The organism is Streptomyces pluripotens (assembly GCF_000802245.2).
GTDB lineage: Bacteria > Actinomycetota > Actinomycetes > Streptomycetales > Streptomycetaceae > Streptomyces > Streptomyces pluripotens.
This window is the reverse complement of the sequence record NZ_CP021080.1, coordinates 1,736,389-1,760,037: the sequence shown is the minus strand read 5'-3', so window position 1 is coordinate 1,760,037 and position 23,649 is coordinate 1,736,389. Positions and strand designations below refer to the sequence as shown.

Here is a 23,649-nt window from a genome sequence, read left to right as displayed (position 1 = left end):
CCCGTGCGTGGCGTCGTGGCCGGTTCTCCCCCTTGCAGACCGGTGATTTGAGCCACACTCATCGAGTTCCGGTGGGCAGTCTGCCTGCCGTTCGCATCATTTCCGCTGACCCTCTGCCGAGCCGAAACGGCTCGCCGTGGAGGGTCTTCTGGGGGGAGGTACTTGCCATGACCCACCGCGCGCACCGCTGGAGAGCGGCCACCGTCACCGTGACGGTCGCGGGGATGATCACCCTGGGGCTGGCCGCACCGGCCGCATCGGCGGCGACCGATCCGCGCATCGACCTGAAGGTGCTCGTGGTCGACGACGGCAGCAGCTCCGTCGGCGCGATCACCGCGCAGCTGAAGAGCGAGGGCATCCCGTACACCACCGTGAACCTGGACGACTCCGGGCGCCCCACCGTCACCGCCGCCTTCCTGAGCGACACCGTCGATGGTCGGCCCCGGGCCAAGTTCCAAGGCGTGGTCCTGCCGAACGAGGCTCCGTTCGGGGCGGACTCGGCCGAACAGACGGCCCTGGAGGCGTACGAGAAGACGTACGGCATCCCGCAGCTCGACGCCTACACCTGGGCCCACCCCGAGGTCGGCCTCGACTACACCGATGACGACGGCTACGCCGGACCCCTCGACGGGCGCACGGCCACCGTGACCACGGCCGGCCGGGCGGGCCCGTTCGGCTATTTGAAGGGCTCTTTCTCCTTCGAGGACAACTCGCCCACCGTGGACGAGAGTTACGGCTTCGTCGCCCAGCCCCGCACTGGCTTCACCAGCTATGTCGACACCCCCGTACCCGGCGGCACCGGCACCGGCAGCCTGCTCGGCGAGTACGCGCACGACGGCCGCCGGGAGCTGGTGGTGACCTTCGCCTACAACCAGTACCAGCAGCAGTTCCGGGTGCTGGCCCGCGGCATGGTCGAGTGGCTGACCCAGGGCGTGCACCTGGGTCAGGCCCGCAACTACTTCGCCGTGCACGTGGACGACGTCTTCGCCTCGGACGCCCGCTGGGACACCGAGTACAACTGCACGCCCGGCGACCTCGACTGCGGCAGCGGCGTTCCGGACACCACCACGCCGATCCGGATGACCGCGGCCGATGCCCAGTACGCGGCCGCCTGGGAGCAGAGCCACGACTTCACCCTCGACCTGCTGTTCAACGCGGGCGCCGGCGAGCAGTGGAAGAGCGACAACGGCGGCAAGGACCCGCTGACCGACCAACTGCTCGCGGACAAGGCCGACTACCGCTGGGTGAACCACACCTACACACATCTGTTCCTCGGCTGCGTCCAGGACACCTCCACCGTGCCGTGGTCGTGCGCGAAGAACGCCGACGGCTCCACGCAGTGGGTGAGCCGCTCCGACATCTCCGCCGAGATCGCGAACAACTACGACTGGGCCGTGCAGCACGGCCTCCCCGTAGACCGCAGCGAACTGGTCACCGGCGAGCACTCGGGGCTGAAGACCCTGCCGCAGCAGCCGCAGGACAATCCCAACCTCGCGCCCGCCCTCACCGCCAACGGCGTGCAGTGGACCGGCTCCGACAACTCCCGTGAGCCCGAGCAGCGGGCGGTCACCGGAGGCAGCACGCTCACCGTGCCGCGCTACCCGATGAACGTGTACTACAACGCCGGCACCACAACGGAGATGGCCGACGAGTACAACTGGATCTACACGTCCAAGGCGGACGGCGGCAGCGGGCTGTGCGAGAACAACCCGACGTCCACCTGCCTGGACAAGCCGCTGGACACGGCCACCGGCTACCTCGACCACATCGTGCCCGCCGAGGCGCACACCGACCTCGGGCACGTGCTCAGCAACGACCCGCGCCCGCACTACGCCCACCAGACCAATCTGGCCGAGGACCGCATCCTCTACCCGGTCCTGGACCGGGTCCTCGGCGACTACCGGGCGCTGTTCGCGGACGACACCCCCATCGTGAACCTCCGCGAGAGCGCGATCGGGGCCGAGTTGCAGAACCGGGCGAAGTGGCAGACCGCGCTCGATGCCGGCCAGGTCACGGCGTACCGGATCGGCAACACCGTGACCGTCACCGCGCCGTCGGGCACGAAGATCCCGGTGACCGCACCAGAGGGGACCAGGCAGCAGTTGGTGCTGTCCACGGTCACCTTCGGTACGGCATACGCGGGGGACCGCCAGGCCTGGGCCACACCGGGCCTCCTGCAGTCCGCGCTCACGCTCAAGCTGCCGTAACTCACGGCGAGTTCAACACCACGGGCCCGGGGCACACGTACGCGCGTGCCCCGGAGCGCCCGGCACCACTGGGGGGAACCGCGCACCATGCGCACCGGTCGTCATGTCACCATGCTCACCGAAGGTACCTATCCGCATGTCCACGGCGGGGTCAGCACCTGGTGCGACCAACTGGTCAAGGGCATGCCGGAGGTCGCCTTCCACCTCGTCTCGCTCACCGGCAACGGCCGCGAACCCGTCACGTGGGAGCTGCCGCCGAACGTGTATCGGCACACCACCGTGCCGACCTGGGGTCCGTGCCCCGGCCGTGCCCGGGCACCTCGTGCCAGAGCACGGCGCCGATTCGCCGACGCTTATGAGCGCCTGCTGCTGTCCGTCCTGGACCCGCAGGCGCACTGCGACTTCGGCGAGGCGCTGCACGAACTGGCCGTCATCGCCCGGGACGGGTGGCTCGCGGCGGCCCTGCGGACCGAGTCCGCGTTGCGGTCGCTGCAGTGGATCTGGACGATGCCGCACCTGCCGACGGCGGCTGCCAGGCCCACCGTGCACGATGCGCTGACCGCCATCGACCTGCTGGAACACGCCCTGCGCCCCCTCGGGACGCGGATCCCCGAGGACTCGGTGGCGCACGCGGTCAGCAGCGGCCTGGCGACTCTTCCCGCGCTCGCCGCGCACCACCTCGACGGGGTGCCGTTCCTGCTCACCGAGCACGGCATCTATCTACGCGAGCGCTACCTCGGACACCGGGGGCAGCGGCACCGCTGGCCGGTGAAGGCGTTTCTGCTGGGCTTCTACCGCGAACTCAATTCGCACGGCTACCGCGCGGCCGACCTGATCACGCCGTGCAACCAGTACAACCGCCGCTGGGAGGAGCGCGGCGGCGCCGACGGGGACCGCATCCGCACCGTCTACAACGGCGTCGACCCGCATGCCTTTCCGCACGCCGGACCCGAACCCGAGATCCCCACCCTCACCTGGTGCGGCCGCGTCGACCCCATCAAGGACCTGGAGACCCTGCTGCGTGCCTACGCCCTCGTCCGGGCAGAACTCCCCGAGACCAGGCTCCGGCTCTTCGGCCCGGTCCCGCCCGGCGGCGCGGACTACCGCACCCGTCTGGAGAAGCTCGCCGCCGAACTCGGCGTCACCGACGGCCTCACCTTCGAGGGCCGTGTCACCGAGGTCTGGCGCGCCTATGCGGCGGGCCACCTCGTCATGCTCTCCTCCATCTCCGAAGGCTTCCCGTTCTCGATCATCGAGGCGATGTCCTGCGGCCGTACGACGGTCTCGACGGACGTCGGCGGGGTCCGCGAGGCCGTCGGCGACACCGGTCTGGTCGTCCCACCCCGCGAACCGGAGAAGATGGCCGCAGCCGCGCTCACTCTCCTCCGCGACGACGAACGGCGCCTGGAGCTCGGTGAGTCGGCCCGGCAACGCGTCATCGACCGGTTCACCCTGCGCCGCTCGGTCGACAACTTCCGCACCATCTACCAGGAACTCGCCGGACTGACCGAGCGCTACGAACCCGCCGTCGAGACGGTCGGCGACTGGACCGCCGAACTGCACGACCCTTGGTACGCGGCGATCGCGAAGGACGGGGCCACCCGGTGAACGACGACACCCGCGACCTGCTGGAGAACGACATCCGCAACCGAGGCCGGGAGCACGACCGTGTCCCCGCCCGGGGCCCGTCCGGCATCCCCCGTAGCCGTCGTCCCGGCTGGTCCCGGCCGGACCCGATCGACGAACTGGCCCGCGAACTGGAGGTGTTCGTGGCCGCTGCCGTGCACCCGGACGAGGTAGCTGCCCTGCTGGAGTCCGACGGCCTCTCCGACGACCAGATACGCGAGCGCTACGGCGTCGGGGACTCCTTCGCACTAGCCGAGCAGCTCTACGACCGTACTCCCCGTCGCCACCCAGAGCCGGACGGCCCGCCCCCCGACCCCTGGCGGATCGGACTCCTCGGTTGTCTGCTGCGCGGGCTGGTTTTCGCGCTGCCCGGCTTCGGCTACGTCCTCGGTGCCCCGCTGCTCGTCGGCCCCCACCACGGCCCCGGCCTCCCGGCAGGCACCCGGGCACTGCTGGCGGGCGCCCTGTGCGGCTGGGCCTGGAACCAGGGGCTCGCCCATCGTGCCTACTCCTGGCTGGGCCTCGGGGACCGTCTGGCGGCACGGCGCTGCCTGCTGACCGGCACCCCGGTCGGCATGCTCCTCGGCACCCTGGCCGCGCTCGCCGTCGCCGGACCCGGGCATCCGGTGACGGCCGCCTTCGCCGCCGGCCAGTCCTGCTACCTGGGCGCCGCCGGCGTACTGCTGGTACTGGGCCGGGAACGCGTGCTGCTCGCGGCCCTGCTGCCGATGACCGGCGGAGCCCTCCTCGCCCTGGCCCGCCCCGTCCCCGAACCGGCCCGCCTGGCCCTGCTGCTGGGATCGCTCGCCGCGGTCGCCGTCCTCGGCCTGTGCGAGGTCGCCTCGGCCGCCCCACCCCTGCGGGTCTGGACGGTCGGCCTGACCACCCTGCTGCCCTTCCCCCTCACCCGTCCTCGGGTCCGGCGACGACCGGCCCTCGGCCCCCGGCTCCGGTCTTCTCTGCCCTACGCCGTGTTTGGGCTCGGTACCGGGGTCCTGGTGCTGTGCGCAGGTCTCGGCGACGTTCTCGGCGGGGCGGGAACCAACGCTCTGGCGGCGCCGGCCGCCGTGGCCCTCACGCTCAGCATGGGCCCGGCCGAATGGGTGCTGTACCGCTTTCGCAGCGGCGGCCTGGCCGCCCTGCGCGCCAGCGGCACACCGCGGGCGTTCCGCCGGGCCACCGTCCGTACCCTGGCCGGCTGCCTCACCGGATACTTGGTCGTCCTCCTCGTCCTCACCTTGGCCGTCACCGCGCCCTGGCCGGGCGCTTTCACACCCACCGGCCTGCGCCTTGCCGGGCTGCTCGCGCTCGGCGTGGTGCTGTGGACCGGACTGCTGCTGCAGTCCTTCGGCGCCGTCATCGGCGCAGCCGCCGTCTGCGGCGCCGCGGCCCTCGCCCAGAGCCTGGCCCTGCTGACCCGGGCGGGCCAACCGCACACGGTCGCCCTCACGGTGTACACGGCGGCGGCCCTGGCCCAGTCCGTGCTGGTCTGCGGCCTGCTCGGCAGGGGGACCGCCCACCGATGAGCACCCCGCTGGTCCCGTACGTACGAGCGTCCGCCACCGCGGTGACTGACAGGTCCACCTAGTGCCCCAGGGACAGCACCACGAGGGCGGTCGTCGCCGCCGTCTCCGCGAGGGCACCGAACACGTCCCCGGTGACCCCGCCGAAGCGGCTGACGCAGCGGCGCAGCAGGAGTTCGGAGGTGGCCAAGGACAGCAGGACCGCGGCCGTCACCCGCAGGCTGCCGTACGGATCGAACAGTGGTCCCCAGGCGGCAGCGCTGAGTGTGAAGGCGGCCGTGACGGCCAGCACACCCGGCACCGGTACCACTCCTGCCACCGCCGCGCCCAGGCCCTCGGGACGGGCGGCTGGCACCCCGGCGCGTGCGGCCAGGGTGAGCGCGAGCCGGGCGGTGACCGCGGAGATGACGGCGGCCAGCGCGCCCCGCGCCCACGAGTCGCCGAACGCCTGCGCCAGTGCGGCCACCTGGGCCAGCAGCACCAGGACCAGGGTGAGCACCCCGAACGGTCCGATGTCCGACTGCTTCATGATCCTGAGCGCTTCCCCGGCCGGCTTGCCGCTGCCCAGCCCGTCGGCGGTGTCGGCGAGCCCGTCGAGGTGCAGTCCCCGGGTCAACGCCGCGGGCACGGCGGCGGAGCCGACCGCGGCGAGCAGCGGCCCGGCACCGAGGAGGAGCAGCCCCAGCCCCAGCCCGGCCGCGCAGCCGCCGACGGCCAGGCCGGCCACCGGGGCGTTCAGCATCCCCGCGCGGGCGGCCTCCCGATCCCAGCGGTGCACTCGAACGGGCAGCACGGTGAGCGTGCCGAAGGCGAAGCGGAGGCCGTCGAGCGGGGAGGACTTGAGCACCGGCGCAGGTTACCCGGCGGTTGCCGGGCTCCCTCCAGGAGTGCGGGATAAAGTGCGCACATGGGGCACTGGTGGGTGCGGAACATCATCGAGCCGGGCAAGTTCCCGCTGCTGCTGGCCCTCGGCGCGTTCGTGCTGACCTTCCTGGCCACCCGGACGATCACCCGCCTCATCCGGGCCGGGAAGGGCCCGTTCGGCAACGTCAAGGCGGGCGGGCTGCACATCCACCACGTCGTCCCCGGGGTCCTCCTCACCGTCGTCGGCGGCTTCGGGGCGGTCGCCAGCGACCGGCACGGCTACGGCGCCGGCATCTCGGCCGTCCTGTTCGGCATGGGCGCGGGTCTGGTCCTGGACGAGTTCGCGCTGATCCTGCATCTGGACGACGTCTACTGGAGCGAGGAGGGCCGCAAGAGCGTCGAGGTCGTCGTCCTCACCGCCGCGCTGGTCGGCCTGCTACTGGCCGGCTTCTCGCCGTTCGGCGTCAACGGCATGACCCAGCAGGAACTCCAGGACCGCGGCGGGGCCATCACCACCATCGCCGTGAACTTCCTCTTCTCGCTGATCGCCTTGAGCAAGGGCAAGGCCCGTGTCGCGGTCTTCGGGGTGATCGTGCCCTTGGTCGCCCTCTTCGGCGCGGTCCGCCTCGCCCGCCCCGGTTCCCCGTGGGCCCGCCGCTTCTACGGCCATCGCCCCCGTGCCCGCGCGAAGGCGGCCCTGCGCGCCTACCGCCACGACCGCCGCTGGGCCCGGCCCCGCAGGGTCTTCCAGGACTGGATCGGCGGCAAGCCCGACCCCCGCCCGGTACGCCTGCCCGACCGGCGCTGATCGTGCCGCAGCCGACGGGCGCAGCCGACGGGTGCAGCCGTGCAGCCCGCGTCCGAACCGGTGCCGCAGCGCCGCCGCCAGGCACAGCGTCCCCACGGCCATCAGCGCGGCCAGGTGCTCCTTTCCGGCCAGGTTCTCCTTGATCAGCACCTCCGCCACCATCGCCAGGGTGACCGTGCTTGCCGTGAGGTACGCCCCGTACCGCCAACTGACGAACACGGCGAGCCCCACCACGGCGGCCGACGGGCCGGTGTCCACCACCAGCGCGTCCGAGGCGGGCAGCCCGAACGGGGCGTGCGGTCCGAGCGTGATGCCCGCGCGGGCGTACAGCGTTCCGGCGAGTGTTGCGATGTAGGCGATGGCCAGCGTCCGCCACCAGCCCAGGCACACTTCTGCGATCCCGATCACGAACAGGATCTGCGCCAGTGCGCCCCACACCGGCAGGTCCAGGGCCGGCACGAACAGCGACAGCGGGGTGCGCAGCAGGGCCAGCCACAGTGGGTCCACGGCCCGTACGGCACCCATGTTGTGCACCGGCTGGTAGCCCCACGGCTGGTTCTGCACGTACTGCAGGAAGGCCGTCAGGCACACGGCCCCCACGCTCATCGGCATCGCCCGCAGTCGCCGCTTCAGCAGGGGCTCGCGCACGGTGACGTACAGCAGCCCCCACTCGGTACGGGCCCAGCGGGCGAGCCTGTTCATGGATCGTTCCTCATCTGTGTGTGTCCAGGTGCCTTCGGTGCAGCCACTTCGGCAGTCCCGGCGCCTCCAGGAAGCCCTCCGCGCGGGCCGAGGCGAGGCCGATGCGCGGCAGGTCAGCGCTCTTTTCGAAGAGCAGGAACCGCGGCTCCCAGATGGGCCGGTACTTGGCGTTGGCGCGGTACAGCGACTCGATCTGCCACCAGCGGGAGAAGAAGCTGAGCAGTGACCGCCACAGCCTCAGCACCGGACCGGCACCGAGGCGCGCGCCACGTTCGAAGACCGACCTGAACATCGCGAAGTTCAGTGAGACCTGCGTGATCCCGATCTCCTCGGCCCGCCGCAGCAGCTCGATGACCATGAACTCCATCAGTCCGTTGTCGGAGTCCCGGTCGCGCCGCATCAGATCCAGGGACAGCCCGTGCGGCCCCCACGGCACGAAGGACAGCAGTGCGCGCAGCGTGCCCTCGGCATCGGTGCACTCCAGCATCACGCACCGCCCGTCCCCCGGATCCCCGAGCCGCCCCAGCGCCATGCTGAAGCCGCGTTCGGTCGCCCCGTCCCGCCAGTCGTCGGCCCGCTCGACGAGCTGTGCCATCTCCTTCGCCGGAACCTCCTCGTGCCGCCGGACGCGCACCTGGTACCCGGCCCGCCGTACCCGGTTGTAGGCCTGGCGCACGGTCCGCATCGCCCGTCCCGACAGCGTGAAATCGGCGACCTCCACGATCGCTTCGTCGCCGAGCTCCAGCGCGTCCAGACCATGCCGGGCGTAGACCGTCCCGGCCTCCTCGCTCGCCCCCATCACCGCGGGAATCCACCCGTGCGCCCGCGCCTGCGCGAGCCACGGCGCGATGGCGCCCGGCCAGGCTTCGGGGTCCCCGAGCGGATCGCCGGACGCGAGACTGACCCCTGAGACGACCCGGTACGCGACAGCGGCCTTTCCGGTCGGTGACCACACCACGCTCTTCTCCCGGCGCAGCGCGAAGTAGCCGAGGGAGTCCCGCTCGCCGTGCCGGTCCAGCAGCTCCCGCAGCCGCTTCTCGTCGTCCTCGGTGAGTGGGTCCACGGCCCGCCGGGAGCGGAAGGCCGCGTAGAAGACCGCCAGGACGAGGGCCGTGCTGAGCACGTTCACGACGACGTTGGCCCAGTTGGGCGGGGCGATACCGGGGAACTGGTGCTCGTCGGCCGTCACCGACACCAGACGCAGGGTGCCGTAGTGCCAGCGCTCCAGAAAGCTCGCACGGGTCCCGTCCGGGGCCTGGTTGGTGACGGTCACCAGCAGTCCGGCCAGGAGCGAGGCGAGTAGCCCGCCGCCGGCGGCGACCGTGGCCGCGAGCCGGGGGTTGGACCGGTCGCCCTTGGCGTAGAACTCTCGGCGGCCGACGAGCAGCGCGCCGGTGAACGTGGCCGTCAGCGCCAGGGAGGTCCAGTTCTGCGGGTACCGCCGGATTTCGGGGAACGCCATGGCGAGGGAGAACAGGGCGAGGAAGGCCCCGCTGAGCACGAGGTTGAGGATCCATGCGGCCCGTTTCCTGCGCCGCATGGTGATGGCCAGGAACGCGGTGAACACACCGGAGGCGAAGCCGGCGGTCAACAGGTAGGGCGTGAAGAAGTCGTCCTGGTTGTGCCGGCGAACGTCCTGGCCGAGCGAGACCCACACCGCGCTGAGGAAGTTGATGAAGGCGACGGTCCGCAGGTACCAGACGGCGAAGGCGGCGGCTCGTCGGGATGCCCCGGTGGACCGCCGCCCCTCCTCGCCCGGGCGCCCCGTTTCGGCTTGCTGCGGCACGGCAATTCGGGCATCTCCCATGGGGCAGGATCATATGGGTGCTGCCCTGGCGAACCGCACTATTCCCGCCGTGCTCCCGCGCAGGAGGCACCCAACAGCCGCTCCCCGTCTACTCCTTCTCTTCCGCCCCAGGCTGCTCGGCCGGTTCGGCGACCTCTGCCGCCTCGGGTTCCTCGGGTAGTTCGGCGGCCAGCGCGGCGGCACTGCGCACCAGTGGGAGAGCCAGCAGTGCGCCGACCCCCTCGCCGATCTTCACGCCCTGCTCCAGCAGCGGCTCCAGAGCCATGCGGTCCAGCGCCTTCGCCTGCCCAGGCTCCCCGCTGTCGTGTCCGGCCAGCCACCAGTCCGGCGCCCGGAAGGCGACCCGCTGCCCGACCAGCGCGCAGGCGGCGGTCACCACCCCGTCCAGGATCACCGGCAGCTTGCGCACCGCGCACTGCAGCAGGAAGCCGGTCATCGCCGCCAGGTCGGCCCCGCCCACGGTCGCCAGTAGGTGCAGTTGGTCGCCGAGCACCGGCCGCGCCCGCCGCAGCGCGTCCCGGATCGCCGCGCACTTGCGCATCCATGCCAGGTCATCGATCGCGAGACCGCCCCGGCCGGTGACCACGGACGCGTCGGTTCCGCACAGCGCGGCGATCAGCACCGCCGCCGCCGTCGTCCCGCCCACGCTGATGTCGCCGAGCACCACCAGGTCCGTACCCGAGTCGGCCTCCTCGTCGGCGATCGCGATCCCAGCCCGCAGGGCCGCCTCGGCCTCTTCCTGGGGGAGCGCGTCCTCGATGTCGATACGGCCGCTGCCCCGCCGCACCCGGTGCCGTACGACGTCCTCCGGGAAGGCGTCCGGCGCGCAGTCCAGGGCCATGTCCACGACCCGGACGGTTGCGTCGAGACGGCGCGCCAGCACCGCCACCGGGCTCGCGCCCTCCAACGTCGCCCGCACCAGGTGCTCCGCGCTGCCCGCGGGCCGGGCCGAGACACCCAGCTCGGCGACGCCGTGATCGCCGGCGAAGAGGACCACCCGTGGCCGTTCGACCGGCCGCACCGGTACGGCACCCTGCGCGGCGGCCAGCCACTCGCCCAGTTCGTCGAGGCGTCCGAGGGCGCCGGGCGGCACGATCTGGCGCTCCCGCCGGGCCTCGGCGTCACGGCGCACGCCCCCGTCCGGGCGCTCGATCAGATCGGTGAAGTCGTCCAGATTAAGCCTGCTCATTCGCCGAACAGTACCGCCAGCGCACGGACGCTTCCGCGCCACATCGCCACCACACCCCCGCCACGTCATTGCACCGGGGCTTGGCATCCCATACGTTCCGGTTTGCAGCGGAATGTCGCACAGGGAGTCGCTCATGCCGACCTCGCCCCCAACGCCGTACATCGCCCCGGCCGCCACCCCGTCCGCCACCGCGGCGGCGACCGGCGCGTTTCGGGAACCGCGCCGCGAGGAATGTCCCTGGTGCGGCTCACGCAACCTGCGTACCCGGTTGCGTGTCCCCGACCCACTGCGGCAGCGGCCAGGTCCGTTCGTCGTGGACCAATGCGGTGACTGCGCCCACGCCTTCCAGAATCCGCGGCTCACGCCGGAAGGACTGGCCTCCTTCCACCGGGGTCTGCACGAGAGGCAACGGGAGCAGTTCGTCGCCCGCCCCCTCTCCACCAGGGCCGTCCGCCGCCGGCACCGCGCCACCGCCTCCTGGCTGTCCGTGCCCAGTCGGTTCCCGGAACCGGAGAGCTGGCTGGACGTGGGCACGGGCCACGCCCAGTTCCCCGAGGTGGCCCAGGAGTTCTTCCCCTACACCAGCTTCGACGGCCTCGACCCGACCGCCCGCGCCGAGCGGGCCCGGCGTGCGGGCCTGCTCGAGGAGTCCCACCGCGGCTACCTCTCGACCCCCGGCATGGCGGCCCGCCTGCGCGCCCGCTACGACGTGGTCAGCATGTTCCACCATCTCCAACACGCCCCCGATCCGCGTGCCGAACTCCGTGGCGCTCTGACCGCCCTCCGTCCCGGCGGCCATCTCGTGGTCGAGGTCCCCGACCCGAGCTGTGCGTTCGCCACGCTCCTGGGCAAGTGGTGGCTCCCGCACAGCCAACCCCGCCACCTGCACCTGATGCCCCTCGACAACCTCCGTACCGAGCTGGAGGTCCAGGGCTGCGCGATCCTCGCGACGGACCGCAGAAGCCCGCACATCCCCGACGACCTGTCCGCCGCCCTCTCCCTGGCGCTGGCTCGGGTCCACCCTTTCCTGAGGACGGTGGCGGTGCCCCTGCCGGCCGTGGCGTCCGCCGCGGACCGTGCCCTGGCGCCCTTGCTCCGCCGCACTCCGTTCTCCAACGCGTACCGGATCGTGGCCCGCAAGGACAGGACATAGCGGCGGACCGTGGCCGTGGCCACGGCCACGGTCCGGTGACGCCGCCGATCGTCCGTCAGCCGCGGAGCACCATGGACTGACCGGCGACGACCAGCAGCACCTGTTCGCACTCGCCGGCGAACGCTGCGTTCAGCCGCCCGAGTTCGTCCCGGTAGCGCCGCCCGGACGGCGTGGCCGGCACGATCCCCGAGCCCACCTCGTTGGACACGGCGACGACGGTCCGCCGAGTGCACCGCACCGCCTCGGCCAGCTCCCGCACCCTCTTCCGCAAGGCCTTCTCGCCGCCGCCCGCCCACTCCGCGTCGTCCCACGCCCCCACTGAGTCCATGACGTCCGTCAGCCACAGCGACAGACAGTCGATCAGCAGCGGCGGCCCGTCCTCGGTCAGCAGTGGCGTCAGGTCCGTCGTCTCCGTCGTGTGCCACGACCCCGGCCGCCGCTCCCGGTGCGCGGCCACCCGCGCCGCCCACTCGGTGTCCCCGCCCCGGGTTCCGCCGGTGGCCACGTACAGCACGTCCGGGAACGCTTCCAGCCGCCGTTCCGCCTCCACCGACTTCCCCGAGCGTGCCCCGCCCAGCACCAGCGTCCGGCGCGGTACGTCCGGTACCTCCTCGTAGGCACCCACCACCAGCGTCGTACCGTCCGGTACCGCACGCGCCCCGGCCGCGGCCAGTCGCCGCCGCAACTCCGCGCCGGGCGGAACGTCGTGGTCGAGGTGGACGGCGAGCACGTCGGTCGTCGGACCGACGGAACCGACCGCCCGCAGCCGGGCGAGTGCGTCCGGGCGGCCCACGACATCCGCAAGAACCATGTCGTACGGTTCTGCCGTCGCCTCCTCCAGGCCGGCCGGCGCCCCGCCGGGCGGCAGGTAGAGCAGCCGCTGTCCGTCCGGCCCGGTCACCGCGTAGCCGGTGCCGCCCGCGTCCATCGCCACGGCCCGCACCCGATGCCCCGTCAGCAGCGCCAACTCCCGCCCGTCCGGCACCCGCCCGGGCTGCGGCAGTCCGGCCGGCACCTCCACCGCGGGCCCGTTGTGCGGATGCGACAGCAGCACCTGACTGACCCCGCTGAGCGATTGCCCGGCCCGTGCCGCCGCGAAGGCCGCGCCCGGTGTCAGGTCGAGCAGCAGCGCCCCGGCCACCAGCAGTGCGGTGGCGGCCCGCGCGTCCGGCCCGAGCGCCGCCGCACAGGCGGCGCAGAGGCAGTCGGGGCGAGGTAGTCCCGCGGGGGCACCGGTACCGAGCAGAGTGATGTTCACGGGACCGATTTTCGCCTGTACCGGCGGGTCTTGCGCTTCCGGCTAGGCTGCCAGCAGGTGTTGGATCACAAGGAGGCCCACATGACGGCATGGACGTGGCGGTTCGAGAAGGCCGACGGGACGGAGGTCCAGCCCGCAGTGCAGCCCGAGGAGTTCACCACGCAAGGCGATGCCGAGTCCTGGATCGGCGAGCACTGGAAGGCACTGCAGGAGGGCGGGGCCGACCAGGTGCGGCTGTTCGAGGAGAACACGGAGATCTACGGGCCGATGAGCCTGCACGCCGACACCCCCTAGTGCCGCAACGGGCACCGCTCGCCCCGACACGAGGCCCGGCACGCGATGCTCACCGCCACCCGGAAACCCACGTACCTCCAGTACGAGGGCTTGCGGTCGGTACTCCTCCTCCCTCCGGCCGGGAGGACCCCCGAGCGCGCACCGGACGACGCTCCTCGGTGGGCAACGCTGTCTGCCGCGGCACCAGAGGCACCGGCGCTGCGGTGAGGAGGGCACCCACCCCTTCTCACCGCTTTCCCAGGGCCGCCTCGACCTCTTCTCCATGCCGTCCCGCTGAGGTGTCACCGGTGTCCGTCGGCCCGGCTCGTCCGCCGCCGGCGCATGCGACAACGAGGTGCGGGCGATGAGGCGATAAACGGCCGATCACCCTGCCCCACGATGACGTCACCGGGCCGCGGCTCCGCCCGGCCGGCCGCACTCCATGTCCCGGGTCTCGTGGTGCGCCGGTCAACCGGTCCACGCTGTCCCCCGAAGGGCCTCAGCCCCGTACCCCGCACAGGTGCAGCAGGGCCGCCACACCGCGGTAGGGATCCGTGCGCCCGGCCCGCTCCTCGACCGCGAGTAGCGTCTGCAGGTCTTCCGGGAACTCCGCGTCGTCCAGTGCCGTGTCGGTGAAGACCCGTACGCCGTACCAGGTGTGCAGGGGGGCGGCGATCCCGTCGAGGGTGGCCGTGAGCGCAGCGAGCCGGTCGGCTCGCACGTCCAGGCCGAGACGGTTCCGGTAGGCGGTGGTGCCGAAGGCGGTCAGGGCGCCCGCCCAGTCCCCGGCCAAGCCCGGGCGCATGGCGAGCGCGTCGCCGTTGCGGACCAGCAGGGACAGCAGCCCGCCGGGCGCCAGCATCCGGGCCAGGCCGGCCACCAGCGGGTCGGGCTCGTCGACGTACATCAGCACCCCGTGGCACAGCACCACGTCGAAGCTGCCCGGCAGGAAGTGCACCCCGGTGTCCCGCCCGTCGCCCTCCACCAGCCGCACCCGGGCACGAATGCCGTCCGGCTCGGTGGCCAGTGCCTGACGCGCGGCGGCGATCATCGTCGCGTCCTGCTCGACACCCGTCACGTCGTGACCGAGCCGGGCCAGTCGCACGGCCTGCGTTCCCTGGCCCATCCCCACGTCGAGCACGCGCAGCCGCTGCCCGACCGGGAAACGCCCGGCTATCTGCTCGTCCAGCTGCCGGGCCACCAGCTCCTGCCGTACGACGTCACGCAGTCCGCCCAGCTTGTCCAGCCAGGCGTTCGCCGCACCCCCGGTGAAAGCGTCAGCGCTCAGGGCCGCTCTCCGCGCTTGACCTGCGGCTTGGGCAGCCGGAGCCGGCGCACCTGGAGGGAACGCATCAGGGCGTATGCGACCGCGCCGCGGGCGTTCCCATCCGGGAAGCGCTCCTTGAGCCGCTTCCTCAGGCGGAAGCCGCTGACCACCGAGTCCAGCACGATCAGCACGATCACGATCAGCCACAGCAGCAACGCGATGCTCTGGACGGCAGGCACCCGCACCACGCTCAGCACGAGGATCACCACCGCCAAGGGCAGGAAGAACTCCGCCACGTTGAAGCGCGAGTCCACCCAGTTCCGGGCGAACCGGCGGACCGGGCCCTTGTCCCGGGCCGGCAGATAGCGCTCGTCGCCGCCGGCCAGCGCCTGGCGCTGGCGCTCCATCGCCTGACGGCGCTCCTCGCGTTGACGCTTCGCAGCATCCTTGCGGGTCATTGGAGTGTTGGCGACGCTGCGGCGCTGGGACTGCGCCTCGCTGCGTTTGGGTGTGGGTCGGCCCTTGGGGGCCTGCGGGTCACGGGGCTGCTTGGAGTCGGTCACCGGCGCCTTGTCGGCGTTCGGGGCCTTCTCTTCCTTGGCACGGCTACGGAACACAAAACCCAAGCGTAAGCGCTGCACCGGCATGGACCCCAGCCTTGTGGGGAACGATCCGGCAACGCCGGGCGTCTGTAGAGGGACAGGGGGTACGTTCCGGCCGGGCCCCGGTGGGGTCCGGCAAGGGCTCCGGCAGGGGATTACCTCCTCCCTACGCCGGAGGGGTAGCGTCCGCAGTCGTCCTCGGGAATGAGCGCATTACTCCCCGGACAGTGCGGTAATGGAGTCAGGGCCCGTACTGTGGGTTCTGTCGCAGGATCTGTGAGCTGGAGTCCGTCAGAAGGGGGCGCGCGAAGCCCATGAGCGGTGTCATGAAGCGTATGGGGATGATCTTCCGCGCGAAGGCGAACAAGGCCCTTGACCGGGCCGAGGACCCGCGCGAGACCCTCGATTACTCGTACCAGAAGCAGCTGGAGCTGCTGCAGAAGGTGCGCCGCGGCGTCGCCGACGTGGCGACCAGCCGCAAGCGCCTGGAACTCCAGCTGAATCAGTTGCAGCAGCAGTCCTCCAAGCTGGAGGACCAGGGCCGCAAGGCGCTCGCGCTCGGCCGCGAGGACTTGGCCCGCGAGGCGCTGTCCCGGCGCGCTGCCCTCCAGCAGCAGGTCACGGACCTGGAGACGCAGCATTCCACTCTCCAGGGTGAGGAGGAGAAACTCACTCTGGCGGCCCAGCGCCTGCAGGCCAAGGTGGACGCCTTCCGCACGAAGAAGGAGACGATCAAGGCCACCTACACCGCTGCCCAGGCCCAGACCCGGATCGGTGAGGCCTTTTCCGGCATCTCCGAGGAGATGGGCGACGTCGGTCTCGCCATCCAGCGTGCCGAAGACAAGACGCAGCAGTTGCAGGCCCGAGCCGGCGCGATCGACGAGCTCCTCGCCTCCGGTGCCCTGGACGACCCGAGCGGCATGGCCAAGGACGACATCGCGGCCGAGCTGGACCGGCTCTCCGGTGGTACGGATGTAGAGCTGGAACTGCAGCGCATGAAGGCCGAGCTGGCCGGAGGCTCCCCGCAGCAGGCCATCGAGGGCGGCACCGGGCAGGGCCAGTCCCAGCAGCAGCCGCAGGACACTCCGCGCTTGGACAAGCAGTAGTCCGGCGCCGAGACCCGAGCCGAGGAGGCCGACGTGATCGTACGGATCATGGGGGAGGGCCAGGTGAAGCTGGAGGACGCCCACCTCACCGAGCTGAACAAGCTCGACGACGAGCTGCTGGCGGAGATGGAGAACGGCGACGACGCGGGCTTCCGCGCCACGCTCACCGCTCTCCTGGACGCCGTGCGCCGCTTCGGGACCCCGCTGCCGGACGACGCCCTGGAACCGTCCGAGCTGATCCTTCCGTCGCCGGAGTCGACGCTGGAGGAGGTCCAGGAACTGCTCAGCGACGACGGACTGATTCCGGGCTGATCCCGGTCGGAGCCCGCGGCCCGGCGACTGCCGGCCCGCGGCGGCCGGGCACGCGTTGCGCGCCGCTCCGGGACGCTGGCCGCCGTCGTGGCCGTCGTCCGCGGACCTCTCTGCCTCCCGCAGGGTGACGACAGGGGGTCCCGCGACGGCAGTGCCTGCGCCGCGGGCCTCGTACTGTTCATCTCCGTGAGCACTCTCGAACGCGCGTGGTGTGGCCTGAGGGCCCACCCCCTCGCTCTGGACGCGGCCCTCGCGGCGGGCGTGCTGCTGTGCATGGTCGTCGGCTCCTTCGTGGTGCCCCGCGGCGCCAACGGCGTCACCTGGGGTGTGCGCGCCCCGGACCCCCTCGGTCTCCTGCTGATGACGCTGGGCGCCGCCGCACTGGTCTTCCGCCGCCGAGCCTCCATGACGGTCCTCGTCGTCACCGGCACCGTCTCCGTGATCGAGTCCGTCACTGGCGACCCGCGTGCCCCGGTCGCGATGTCCGCCGTCGTCGCGCTCTACACCGTCGCCTCGACCACCGATCGCACCACCACCTGGCGGGTCGGCCTGCTCACCATGACCGTGCTGACGGCCGCCGCGGTTCTCGGCGGCCCCTTGCCCTGGTACGCCCAGGAGAACCTGGGCGTACTCGCGTGGACCGGGATCGGCGCCACCGCCGGGGACGCCGTACGCAGCCGCCGGGCGGTCGTGCAGGCCATCCGGGAGCGCGCGGAACGCGCCGAGCGCACCCGTGAGGAGGAGGCCCGCCGCCGGGTCGCCGAGGAGCGGCTGCGTATCGCCCGTGACCTGCACGATGTCGTTGCCCACCACATTGCTCTGGTCAATGTGCAGGCCGGCGTCGCGGCGCACGTCATGGACAAGCGGCCCGACCAGGCCAGGGAAGCCCTGGCACATGTCCGCGAGGCCGGCCGCAGCGCGCTGAACGAGCTGCGGGCCACCGTCGGCCTGCTTCGCCAGTCCGGCGACCCCGAGGCCCCCACGGAACCCGCCCCTGGCCTCAGCCGTCTGGAGGAACTGGCCGCCACCTTCCGTAGCGCGGGCCTTCCGGTGGAAGTGGCCGGTGCCGGCCAGAGCGGCGTGCTCCCGGCAGCCGTCGACCTGGCCGCATACCGGATCATCCAGGAAGCTCTGACCAACGTGCGCAAACACGCCGGCACCGGCGCCAGAGCCGAGGTCAGTGTCGTACGCGTCGGCTCGGACATCGAGGTCACTGTCGTCGACGACGGCTCGCCGGACGGCGCCGCCGAGGCAACGGGCGGCGGGCACGGGCTGCTCGGCATGCGCGAGCGCGTCACCGCCCTCGGCGGCACCCTGACCACCGGACCCCGCCACGGCGGAGGTTTCTGCGTCCATGCGATCCTGCCCGTCGAGAACCGCACCGGGAGCCGTACCGAGACCAGTACGGGGGCCGGTACGACGGCACCGGGGGAGCCCGTATGACGATCCGTGTCCTGCTCGCCGACGATCAGGCGCTGCTGCGCAGCGCGTTCCGGGTGCTGGTCGACTCCGAGCCTGACATGGAGGTGGTGGGGGAGGCTCCCGACGGCGCGGAGGCGGTCCGGCTGGCCGGCGAGCGGGCGGCCGACGTCGTCCTCATGGACATCCGGATGCCCGGTACTGACGGACTCGCCGCCACCCGCCTGATCGGCGCCGACCCGTCCCTCGCCCATGTCCGGGTGGTCATCCTGACCACCTTCGAGGTCGACGACTACGTTGTCCAGGCCCTGCGGGCGGGCGCATCCGGCTTCCTCGGCAAGGGCAGCGAGCCCGAGGAACTACTCCATGCCATCCGGGTCGCCGCGGGCGGCGAGGCACTGCTCTCTCCGGCGGCCACGAGGGGTCTGATCGCCCGTTTCCTCGCCCAGGGCACCGTCGACGACGGCCGTGCTCTGGACCGCTCCGAACGGCTCGGCGCGCTCACCGGCCGGGAGCGGGAGGTACTCGTCCAGGTGGCCGGCGGTCACTCCAACGACGAGATCGCCGGGCGCCTGGAAGTGAGTCCGCTGACCGTGAAGACACACGTCAACCGGGCCATGGCCAAGCTCGGCGCGCGGGACCGGGCCCAGCTCGTCGTGATCGCGTACGAGTCGGGCCTGGTACGCCCGCGGATGGACTGATCTCCACCTGCCCGTACTGCGCGCGGAGTAGGGGCCCGATAAGGAAATGGACCTGCGGCCTACGGAATCGCCGTCCGGCGTGGCCGAGGGTGTTGGGGTGGGCGCTCACCTGTGCGCCCTTCCGCCGCTTCTGCTGCCCACAGGAGAGGGACCCGTAACCCATGTCCTGGCTGTCGAGATTCAGCCTCGCCCAGCGTGCCCTCATCGGGCTCATGTCGCTCGTCGCGCTCGTCTTCGGACTGATCGCGATACCGCAGATCAAACAGCAACTCCTCCCCACCATCGACCTGCCCATGGTGTCGGTGATCGCGCCGTACCAGGGTGCCTCGCCCGACGTGGTCGAGAAGCAGGTCGTCGAGCCGATCGAGAACAACCTGCAGGCCGTCGCCGGTGTCACCGGTGTCACCTCGACCGCGAGCGAGGGCCATGCCGTGATCATGGCGTCCTTCGACTACGGCAACGACACCAAGCAGCTCGTTTCAGACGTCCAGCAGGCCGTCAACCGGGCCCGTAACCGGCTTCCGGACGGCGTTGACCCGCAGGTCATCTCCGGCTCGACCGACGACATGCCGACCGTGGTCCTCGCCGCCACGTCCGGCAAGGACCAGCAGGCCCTGGCCGACCGGCTCGACAAGACGGTCGTGCCGGCCCTGAAGGACATCGACGGCGTCGGCCGCGTCCAGGTGACCGGCGTGCGCGACCTGCAGGTCACCGTCACCCCGGACGAGGTGAAGCTGGCCGACGCGGGCCTCACCTCCGCCGCCCTCGGTCAGGCCCTCAGAGCGGGCGGTGCGACCGTTCCGGCCGGCTCCTTCGACGAGGACGGCGCCAACCGCACCGTCCAGGTCGGCGGCGGCTTCACCTCGCTCAAGCAGATCCGGGACCTGGTGGTCACCGGCCAGGGCGCCGGGAAGCCGGTGCGCCTCGGCGACGTGGCCGCCGTGCAGGAACAGCCCGCTCCGGCCGACTCCCTCACCCGTACCGACGGCCGGCCGAGCCTCGCCGTCAACGTCACCATGGACCACGACGGCAGCGCCGTGTCCATCTCCGACGCGGTCCGGGACAAGCTGCCCGACCTGCGCCAGGACCTCGGCTCGGGAGCGAAGCTCACCGTCGTCAGCGACCAGGGCCCGGCCGTGTCCAAGTCCATCAAGGGCCTGACCACCGAGGGCGCGCTCGGCCTGCTCTTCGCGGTTCTGGTCATCCTGGTGTTCCTGGCGTCGATCCGCTCGACGCTGGTCACGGCGGTATCCATCCCCCTGTCCGTGGTGCTCGCGCTGATCGTGCTGTGGACGCGCGGTCTGTCGCTCAACATGCTCACGCTCGGCGCGCTGACCATCGCCATCGGCCGCGTCGTCGACGACTCGATCGTGGTCCTGGAGAACATCAAACGCCACCTCGGTTACGGCGAGGAACGCAAGGAGGCCATCCTCGCCGCGGTGCGCGAGGTGGCCGGTGCGGTCACCTCCTCCACCTTCACCACGGTCGCCGTGTTCCTGCCGATCGGACTGGTCGGCGGTATGGTGGGCGCCCTGTTCGGCTCGTTCAGCATCACCGTCACGGCGGCCCTGCTGGCCTCCCTCCTGGTCTCGCTGACGGTCGTCCCGGTCCTGTCGTACTGGTTCCTACGCGCCCCCAAGGGCACTCCTGAGGACGCCGAGGAGGCCCGCCGCAGGGCCGAGCAGCGGGAAGCGGGCAGCCGGCTCCAGCGCGCCTACGTCCCGGTCCTGCGTTTCGCCACCCGCCGCCGCCTCACCAGCGTGTTGATCGCCGTGGCCGTCCTGGTCCTCACGTTCGGCATGTCCGGGTTGCTGAAGACGAACTTCTTCGATCAGGGCGAGCAGCAGGTGCTCACCGTCAAGCAGGAGCTGAAGCCCGGCACCAGCCTCGCGGCGACGGACGTGCAGGCCCGGCGGGTCGAGAACCTGCTCGCCTCCACGAAGGGTGTCAAGGACTACCAGGTCACCGTCGGCTCCTCTGGTTTCCGGGCGGCTTTCGGCGGCGGTACGGACACCAACCAGGCGTCCTACCAGGTGATGCTGAAGGATTCGGCGTCCTACGACGAGGTGCAGCGGCGGCTGGAGGACGGGCTGAGGAAGCTCAAAGGCATCGGCACCACCACGGTGTCGGCCGGTGACGGCTTCGGCAACCAGGACCTCAGCGTCGTGGTGAAGGCGTCCGATCCACAGGTGCTGAGCCGGGCCGCCGCGCAGGTGCGTTCCACCGTGGCCGGCCTCGACCACGTCACGGACGTCACCAGCAACCTGGCGCAGAGCGTGCCGCGGATCTCGGTGAAGGCCGACGCCAAGGCGGCTGCGGCCGGGTTCGACGACCAGAAACTGGGTGCCGCGGTGGCGCAGGCGGTACGTGGTACGGCGGTGGCGAAGGCCACGCTCGACGACACCGAGCGGGACATCGTCGTGAGGTCGGCGAAGCCCGCGACCACCCTGGCACAGCTGCGGAACGTGCGCCTCGGGCCGGTGAAGCTGGGCGACATCGCCACGGTGAAACTGGTGGACGGTCCGGTCTCGCTGACCCGCATCGACGGTCAGCGTGCCGCGACGATCACCGCGAAGCCGACCGGCGACAACACGGGAGCGGTGAGCAGCGAGCTCCAGTCGAAGATCAAGGCGCTGAAGCTGCCGGTGGGCGCCACGGCGGAGATCGGTGGCGTGACCTCCAACCAGGACGACGCGTTCAAGAATCTGGGCCTGGCCATGCTGGCGGCGATCGCGATCGTCTTCATGCTCCTGGTCGCGACGTTCCGTTCGCTCGTCCAGCCGTTGATCCTGCTGGTCTCCATTCCGTTCGCGGCGACGGGCGCGCTCGGTCTGCTGGTCGTCACCGGTACCCCCCTGGGCGTCCCGGCGATGATCGGCATGCTGATGTTGATCGGCATCGTGGTGACCAACGCGATCGTGCTGATCGATCTGATCAACCAGTACCGCAAGCAGGGGTGCGGGGTCGTCGAAGCCGTGGTGGAGGGCGGTCGGCACCGGCTCCGCCCGATTCTCATGACGGCACTGGCGACGATCTTCGCCCTGCTTCCGATGGCCTTGGGCGTCACAGGTGAGGGCGGATTCATTGCCCAGCCGCTCGCGGTCGTGGTCATCGGCGGCTTGATCACGTCGACCCTGCTGACCCTGCTGCTCGTCCCGACGCTCTACGCCATGATCGAACTCGGCAAGGAGCGCCAGGCGGGGAAGGGGACGGATCGCAACGGCCTGACCGCCCCGACGGAACCGGGGCCGGCGGAACCGGAGCCGGCGCAGGTCTAGTGCCGCGACGGGCAACGTTCGCTCCGTCGCGGGCACACGCTGCCGGGCGCGGCTCCAGCCCCGTCGGCGCCGGGTCTGCTCCATGGGAAGGGGGCCGCACCATCGGTGCGGCCCCCTTCGCGTGTCTCGTGGTGGTGGCTACGGCAGCGCCAGCATCCGCTCCAGCGCCAGCTTCGCGAACGCCTCGGTCTCCTTGTCGACCTCGATGCGGTTGACCAGGTTGCCCTCGGCCAGGGACTCCAGGGCCCAGACCAGGTGGGGCAGGTCGATGCGGTTCATGGTCGAGCAGAAGCAGACCGTCTTGTCGAGGAAGACGATCTCCTTGCCCTCGGGAGCGAAACGGTTCGCCAGGCGGCGGACCAGGTTCAGTTCGGTGCCGATGGCCCACTTGGAACCGGCCGGGGCGGTTTCGAGGGTCTTGATGATGTGCTCGGTCGAGCCGACGTGGTCCGCCGCGGCCACGACCTCGTGCGTGCACTCCGGGTGGACCAGGACGTTCACGCCGGGGATGCGGGCCCGCACGTCGTTGACCGAGTCCAGGTTGAAGCGTCCGTGCACCGAGCAGTGACCGCGCCAGAGGATCATCTTGGCGGCGCGCAGCTCCTCGGCGGTCAGTCCGCCGTTCGGCTTGTGCGGGTTGTAGACCACGCAGTCGTCCAGAGACATCCCCATGTCGCGGACGGCGGTGTTGCGGCCCAGGTGCTGGTCGGGGAGGAACAGGACCTTCTCGCCCTGCTCGAAGGCCCAGTCGAGCGCGCGCTTCGCGTTCGACGAGGTGCAGATCGTGCCGCCGTGCTTGCCGGTGAACGCCTTGATGTCGGCGGAGGAGTTCATGTAGGAGACGGGCACCACCTGCTCGGCTATCCCGGCCTCCGTCAGTACGTCCCAGCACTCCGCGACCTGCTCGGCCGTCGCCATGTCGGCCATGGAGCAGCCGGCGGCGAGGTCGGGGAGGACGACCTTCTGGTCGTCCGACGTCAGGATGTCCGCCGACTCGGCCATGAAGTGCACACCGCAGAAGACGATGTACTCCGCTTCCGGGCGCGCGGCCGCGTCCCGGGCCAGCTTGAAGGAGTCGCCCGTGACGTCGGCGAACTGGATGACCTCGTCGCGCTGGTAGTGGTGGCCGAGCACGAAGACCCTGTCACCGAGCTTCTCCTTGGCGGCGCGGGCGCGCTCGACCAGATCGGGGTCGGACGGTGACGGCAGGTCACCGGGGCACTCGACGCCCCGCTCGCTCTTCGGGTCGGCCTCCCGGCCGAGCAACAGCAGGGCGAGCGGAGTCGGCTGCACGTCGAGCTCCGGGGTCTGGGCGGTGGTCACGACACGCACCCTTTCTACTTTTCGTCTAACTGACGCTATCTATCATAACCGCTTCACGTCACTTTGACGATGGCCATAGCGTCGATGTGACGTGAATCCCGGTCGTGGACCCGGGGTTCACCTCACCTCGACGGCCCCCGGCGCGGCCCGGGCGGCGGCGAGGGTGCGGCGGCGAGTTCCCCACCGCCGCCACACCGTGCGCCCGCATCCTGGCCCGCTCCGGGCGGGGGA

At 71.3% G+C, this 23,649-nt stretch carries 19 protein-coding genes; 12 read left to right on the top strand and 7 right to left on the bottom strand.

Going from position 1 to position 23,649, the window contains the following annotated elements; genetic code table 11:
- Positions 1 to 167 precede the first annotated feature (167 nt).
- From LK06_RS07785 to LK06_RS07775, 3 genes are all read left to right on the top strand, one after another.
- Complete coding sequence (locus LK06_RS07785) at positions 168 to 2,207, top strand: hypothetical protein (protein WP_039655734.1); 2,040 nt, start codon at positions 168 to 170, stop codon at positions 2,205 to 2,207.
- 87 nt (positions 2,208 to 2,294) lie between these two features.
- Positions 2,295 to 3,815, top strand: coding sequence for a GT4 family glycosyltransferase PelF (gene pelF / locus LK06_RS07780; protein ID WP_039655736.1), 1,521 nt, complete (start codon positions 2,295 to 2,297; stop codon positions 3,813 to 3,815).
- On the top strand, positions 3,812 to 5,359 hold the full coding sequence (locus LK06_RS07775; RefSeq protein WP_308355178.1) for a hypothetical protein: 1,548 nt from the start codon (positions 3,812 to 3,814) through the stop codon (positions 5,357 to 5,359). The genes pelF and LK06_RS07775 overlap by 4 nt, the downstream gene beginning before the upstream one ends.
- Before the next feature lie 58 nt (positions 5,360 to 5,417).
- On the opposite strand, the gene LK06_RS07770 is transcribed toward LK06_RS07775, so the two are convergent.
- On the bottom strand, positions 5,418 to 6,203 hold the full coding sequence (locus LK06_RS07770) for an adenosylcobinamide-GDP ribazoletransferase (protein ID WP_039655738.1): 786 nt from the start codon (positions 6,201 to 6,203) through the stop codon (positions 5,418 to 5,420).
- 60 nt (positions 6,204 to 6,263) lie between these two features.
- Between LK06_RS07770 and LK06_RS07765 the strand changes: the two genes are divergently transcribed.
- Together LK06_RS07765 and LK06_RS35210 are read left to right on the top strand one after the other, a co-directional pair.
- Complete coding sequence (locus LK06_RS07765; RefSeq protein ID WP_039655740.1) at positions 6,264 to 7,028, top strand: hypothetical protein; 765 nt, start codon at positions 6,264 to 6,266, stop codon at positions 7,026 to 7,028.
- A gap of 139 nt (positions 7,029 to 7,167) precedes the next feature.
- Entirely contained in the window at positions 7,168 to 7,383 is a 216-nt protein-coding gene (locus LK06_RS35210; RefSeq protein WP_174673824.1) for a hypothetical protein, read from the top strand.
- 357 nt (positions 7,384 to 7,740) lie between these two features.
- Here the strand turns inward: LK06_RS35210 and LK06_RS07755 are convergent, their stop codons facing one another.
- Positions 7,741 to 9,537 carry a phosphatidylglycerol lysyltransferase domain-containing protein gene (locus LK06_RS07755; RefSeq protein ID WP_039655744.1) on the bottom strand — a complete coding sequence of 599 codons (1,797 nt, stop codon included), beginning with the start codon at positions 9,535 to 9,537 and terminating at the stop codon, positions 7,741 to 7,743.
- Between the two features lie 88 nt (positions 9,538 to 9,625).
- Positions 9,626 to 10,726 (bottom strand): nicotinate-nucleotide--dimethylbenzimidazole phosphoribosyltransferase, encoded by a 1,101-nt coding sequence (cobT, locus tag LK06_RS07750; protein WP_039655745.1) that lies wholly within the window; start codon positions 10,724 to 10,726, stop codon positions 9,626 to 9,628.
- 133 nt (positions 10,727 to 10,859) lie between these two features.
- On the opposite strand from cobT, the gene LK06_RS07745 reads away from it, so the two are divergent.
- Positions 10,860 to 11,879, top strand: coding sequence for a class I SAM-dependent methyltransferase (locus LK06_RS07745; protein WP_039655747.1), 1,020 nt, complete (start codon positions 10,860 to 10,862; stop codon positions 11,877 to 11,879).
- 55 nt (positions 11,880 to 11,934) lie between these two features.
- Here the strand turns inward: LK06_RS07745 and LK06_RS07740 are convergent, their stop codons facing one another.
- The gene (locus tag LK06_RS07740; protein WP_039655749.1) at positions 11,935 to 13,137 is read right to left on the bottom strand and encodes a bifunctional adenosylcobinamide kinase/adenosylcobinamide-phosphate guanylyltransferase; all 1,203 of its coding nucleotides are present in this window, start codon (positions 13,135 to 13,137) and stop codon (positions 11,935 to 11,937) included.
- 81 nt (positions 13,138 to 13,218) lie between these two features.
- On the opposite strand from LK06_RS07740, the gene LK06_RS07735 reads away from it, so the two are divergent.
- The gene (locus LK06_RS07735) at positions 13,219 to 13,431 is read left to right on the top strand and encodes a hypothetical protein (protein WP_039655751.1); all 213 of its coding nucleotides are present in this window, start codon (positions 13,219 to 13,221) and stop codon (positions 13,429 to 13,431) included.
- Between the two features lie 478 nt (positions 13,432 to 13,909).
- Here the strand turns inward: LK06_RS07735 and LK06_RS07730 are convergent, their stop codons facing one another.
- Entirely contained in the window at positions 13,910 to 14,611 is a 702-nt protein-coding gene (locus LK06_RS07730) for a class I SAM-dependent methyltransferase (RefSeq protein WP_039655753.1), read from the bottom strand.
- 83 nt (positions 14,612 to 14,694) lie between these two features.
- Positions 14,695 to 15,324: a DUF3043 domain-containing protein gene (locus tag LK06_RS07725; RefSeq protein ID WP_174673823.1), complete on the bottom strand. Its 630-nt coding sequence runs from the start codon at positions 15,322 to 15,324 to the stop codon at positions 14,695 to 14,697.
- Positions 15,325 to 15,593: 269 nt separating this feature from the next.
- Between LK06_RS07725 and LK06_RS07720 the strand changes: the two genes are divergently transcribed.
- The 5 genes from LK06_RS07720 (at position 15,594) to LK06_RS07700 (ending at position 22,095) form a co-directional block, all read left to right on the top strand.
- The gene (locus tag LK06_RS07720; RefSeq protein ID WP_039655756.1) at positions 15,594 to 16,385 is read left to right on the top strand and encodes a PspA/IM30 family protein; all 792 of its coding nucleotides are present in this window, start codon (positions 15,594 to 15,596) and stop codon (positions 16,383 to 16,385) included.
- A gap of 33 nt (positions 16,386 to 16,418) precedes the next feature.
- Positions 16,419 to 16,697, top strand: a complete 279-nt coding sequence (pspAA, locus tag LK06_RS07715) for a PspA-associated protein PspAA (RefSeq protein WP_039655757.1) — start codon at positions 16,419 to 16,421, stop codon at positions 16,695 to 16,697.
- Positions 16,698 to 16,883: 186 nt separating this feature from the next.
- On the top strand, positions 16,884 to 18,140 hold the full coding sequence (locus tag LK06_RS07710; protein ID WP_052318931.1) for a sensor histidine kinase: 1,257 nt from the start codon (positions 16,884 to 16,886) through the stop codon (positions 18,138 to 18,140).
- Positions 18,137 to 18,817 carry a response regulator gene (locus LK06_RS07705; protein WP_039655760.1) on the top strand — a complete coding sequence of 227 codons (681 nt, stop codon included), beginning with the start codon at positions 18,137 to 18,139 and terminating at the stop codon, positions 18,815 to 18,817. Before LK06_RS07710 ends, LK06_RS07705 begins: the two co-directional genes overlap by 4 nt.
- Positions 18,818 to 18,978: 161 nt before the next feature.
- Positions 18,979 to 22,095: an efflux RND transporter permease subunit gene (locus LK06_RS07700; RefSeq protein WP_043433666.1), complete on the top strand. Its 3,117-nt coding sequence runs from the start codon at positions 18,979 to 18,981 to the stop codon at positions 22,093 to 22,095.
- A gap of 138 nt (positions 22,096 to 22,233) precedes the next feature.
- Here the strand turns inward: LK06_RS07700 and nadA are convergent, their stop codons facing one another.
- Positions 22,234 to 23,418: a quinolinate synthase NadA gene (gene nadA / locus LK06_RS07695; RefSeq protein ID WP_039656085.1), complete on the bottom strand. Its 1,185-nt coding sequence runs from the start codon at positions 23,416 to 23,418 to the stop codon at positions 22,234 to 22,236.
- Positions 23,419 to 23,649: the final 231 nt, after the last annotated feature.

Excerpts from the sequence above, each read along its gene's own strand:
- LK06_RS07785 (WP_039655734.1), top strand. The coding sequence starts at position 168 with ATGACCCACCGCGCGCACCGCTGGAGAGCGGCCACCGTCACCGTGACG.
- pelF (WP_039655736.1), top strand. The coding sequence starts at position 2,295 with ATGCGCACCGGTCGTCATGTCACCATGCTCACCGAAGGTACCTATCCG.
- LK06_RS07765 (WP_039655740.1), top strand. The coding sequence starts at position 6,264 with ATGGGGCACTGGTGGGTGCGGAACATCATCGAGCCGGGCAAGTTCCCG.
- LK06_RS07755 (WP_039655744.1), bottom strand. The coding sequence starts at position 9,537 with ATGGGAGATGCCCGAATTGCCGTGCCGCAGCAAGCCGAAACGGGGCGC.
- cobT (WP_039655745.1), bottom strand. The coding sequence starts at position 10,726 with ATGAGCAGGCTTAATCTGGACGACTTCACCGATCTGATCGAGCGCCCG.
- LK06_RS07745 (WP_039655747.1), top strand. The coding sequence starts at position 10,860 with ATGCCGACCTCGCCCCCAACGCCGTACATCGCCCCGGCCGCCACCCCG.
- LK06_RS07735 (WP_039655751.1), top strand. The coding sequence starts at position 13,219 with ATGACGGCATGGACGTGGCGGTTCGAGAAGGCCGACGGGACGGAGGTC.
- LK06_RS07725 (WP_174673823.1), bottom strand. The coding sequence starts at position 15,324 with ATGCCGGTGCAGCGCTTACGCTTGGGTTTTGTGTTCCGTAGCCGTGCC.
- LK06_RS07720 (WP_039655756.1), top strand. The coding sequence starts at position 15,594 with ATGAGCGGTGTCATGAAGCGTATGGGGATGATCTTCCGCGCGAAGGCG.
- LK06_RS07705 (WP_039655760.1), top strand. The coding sequence starts at position 18,137 with ATGACGATCCGTGTCCTGCTCGCCGACGATCAGGCGCTGCTGCGCAGC.
- LK06_RS07700 (WP_043433666.1), top strand. The coding sequence starts at position 18,979 with ATGTCCTGGCTGTCGAGATTCAGCCTCGCCCAGCGTGCCCTCATCGGG.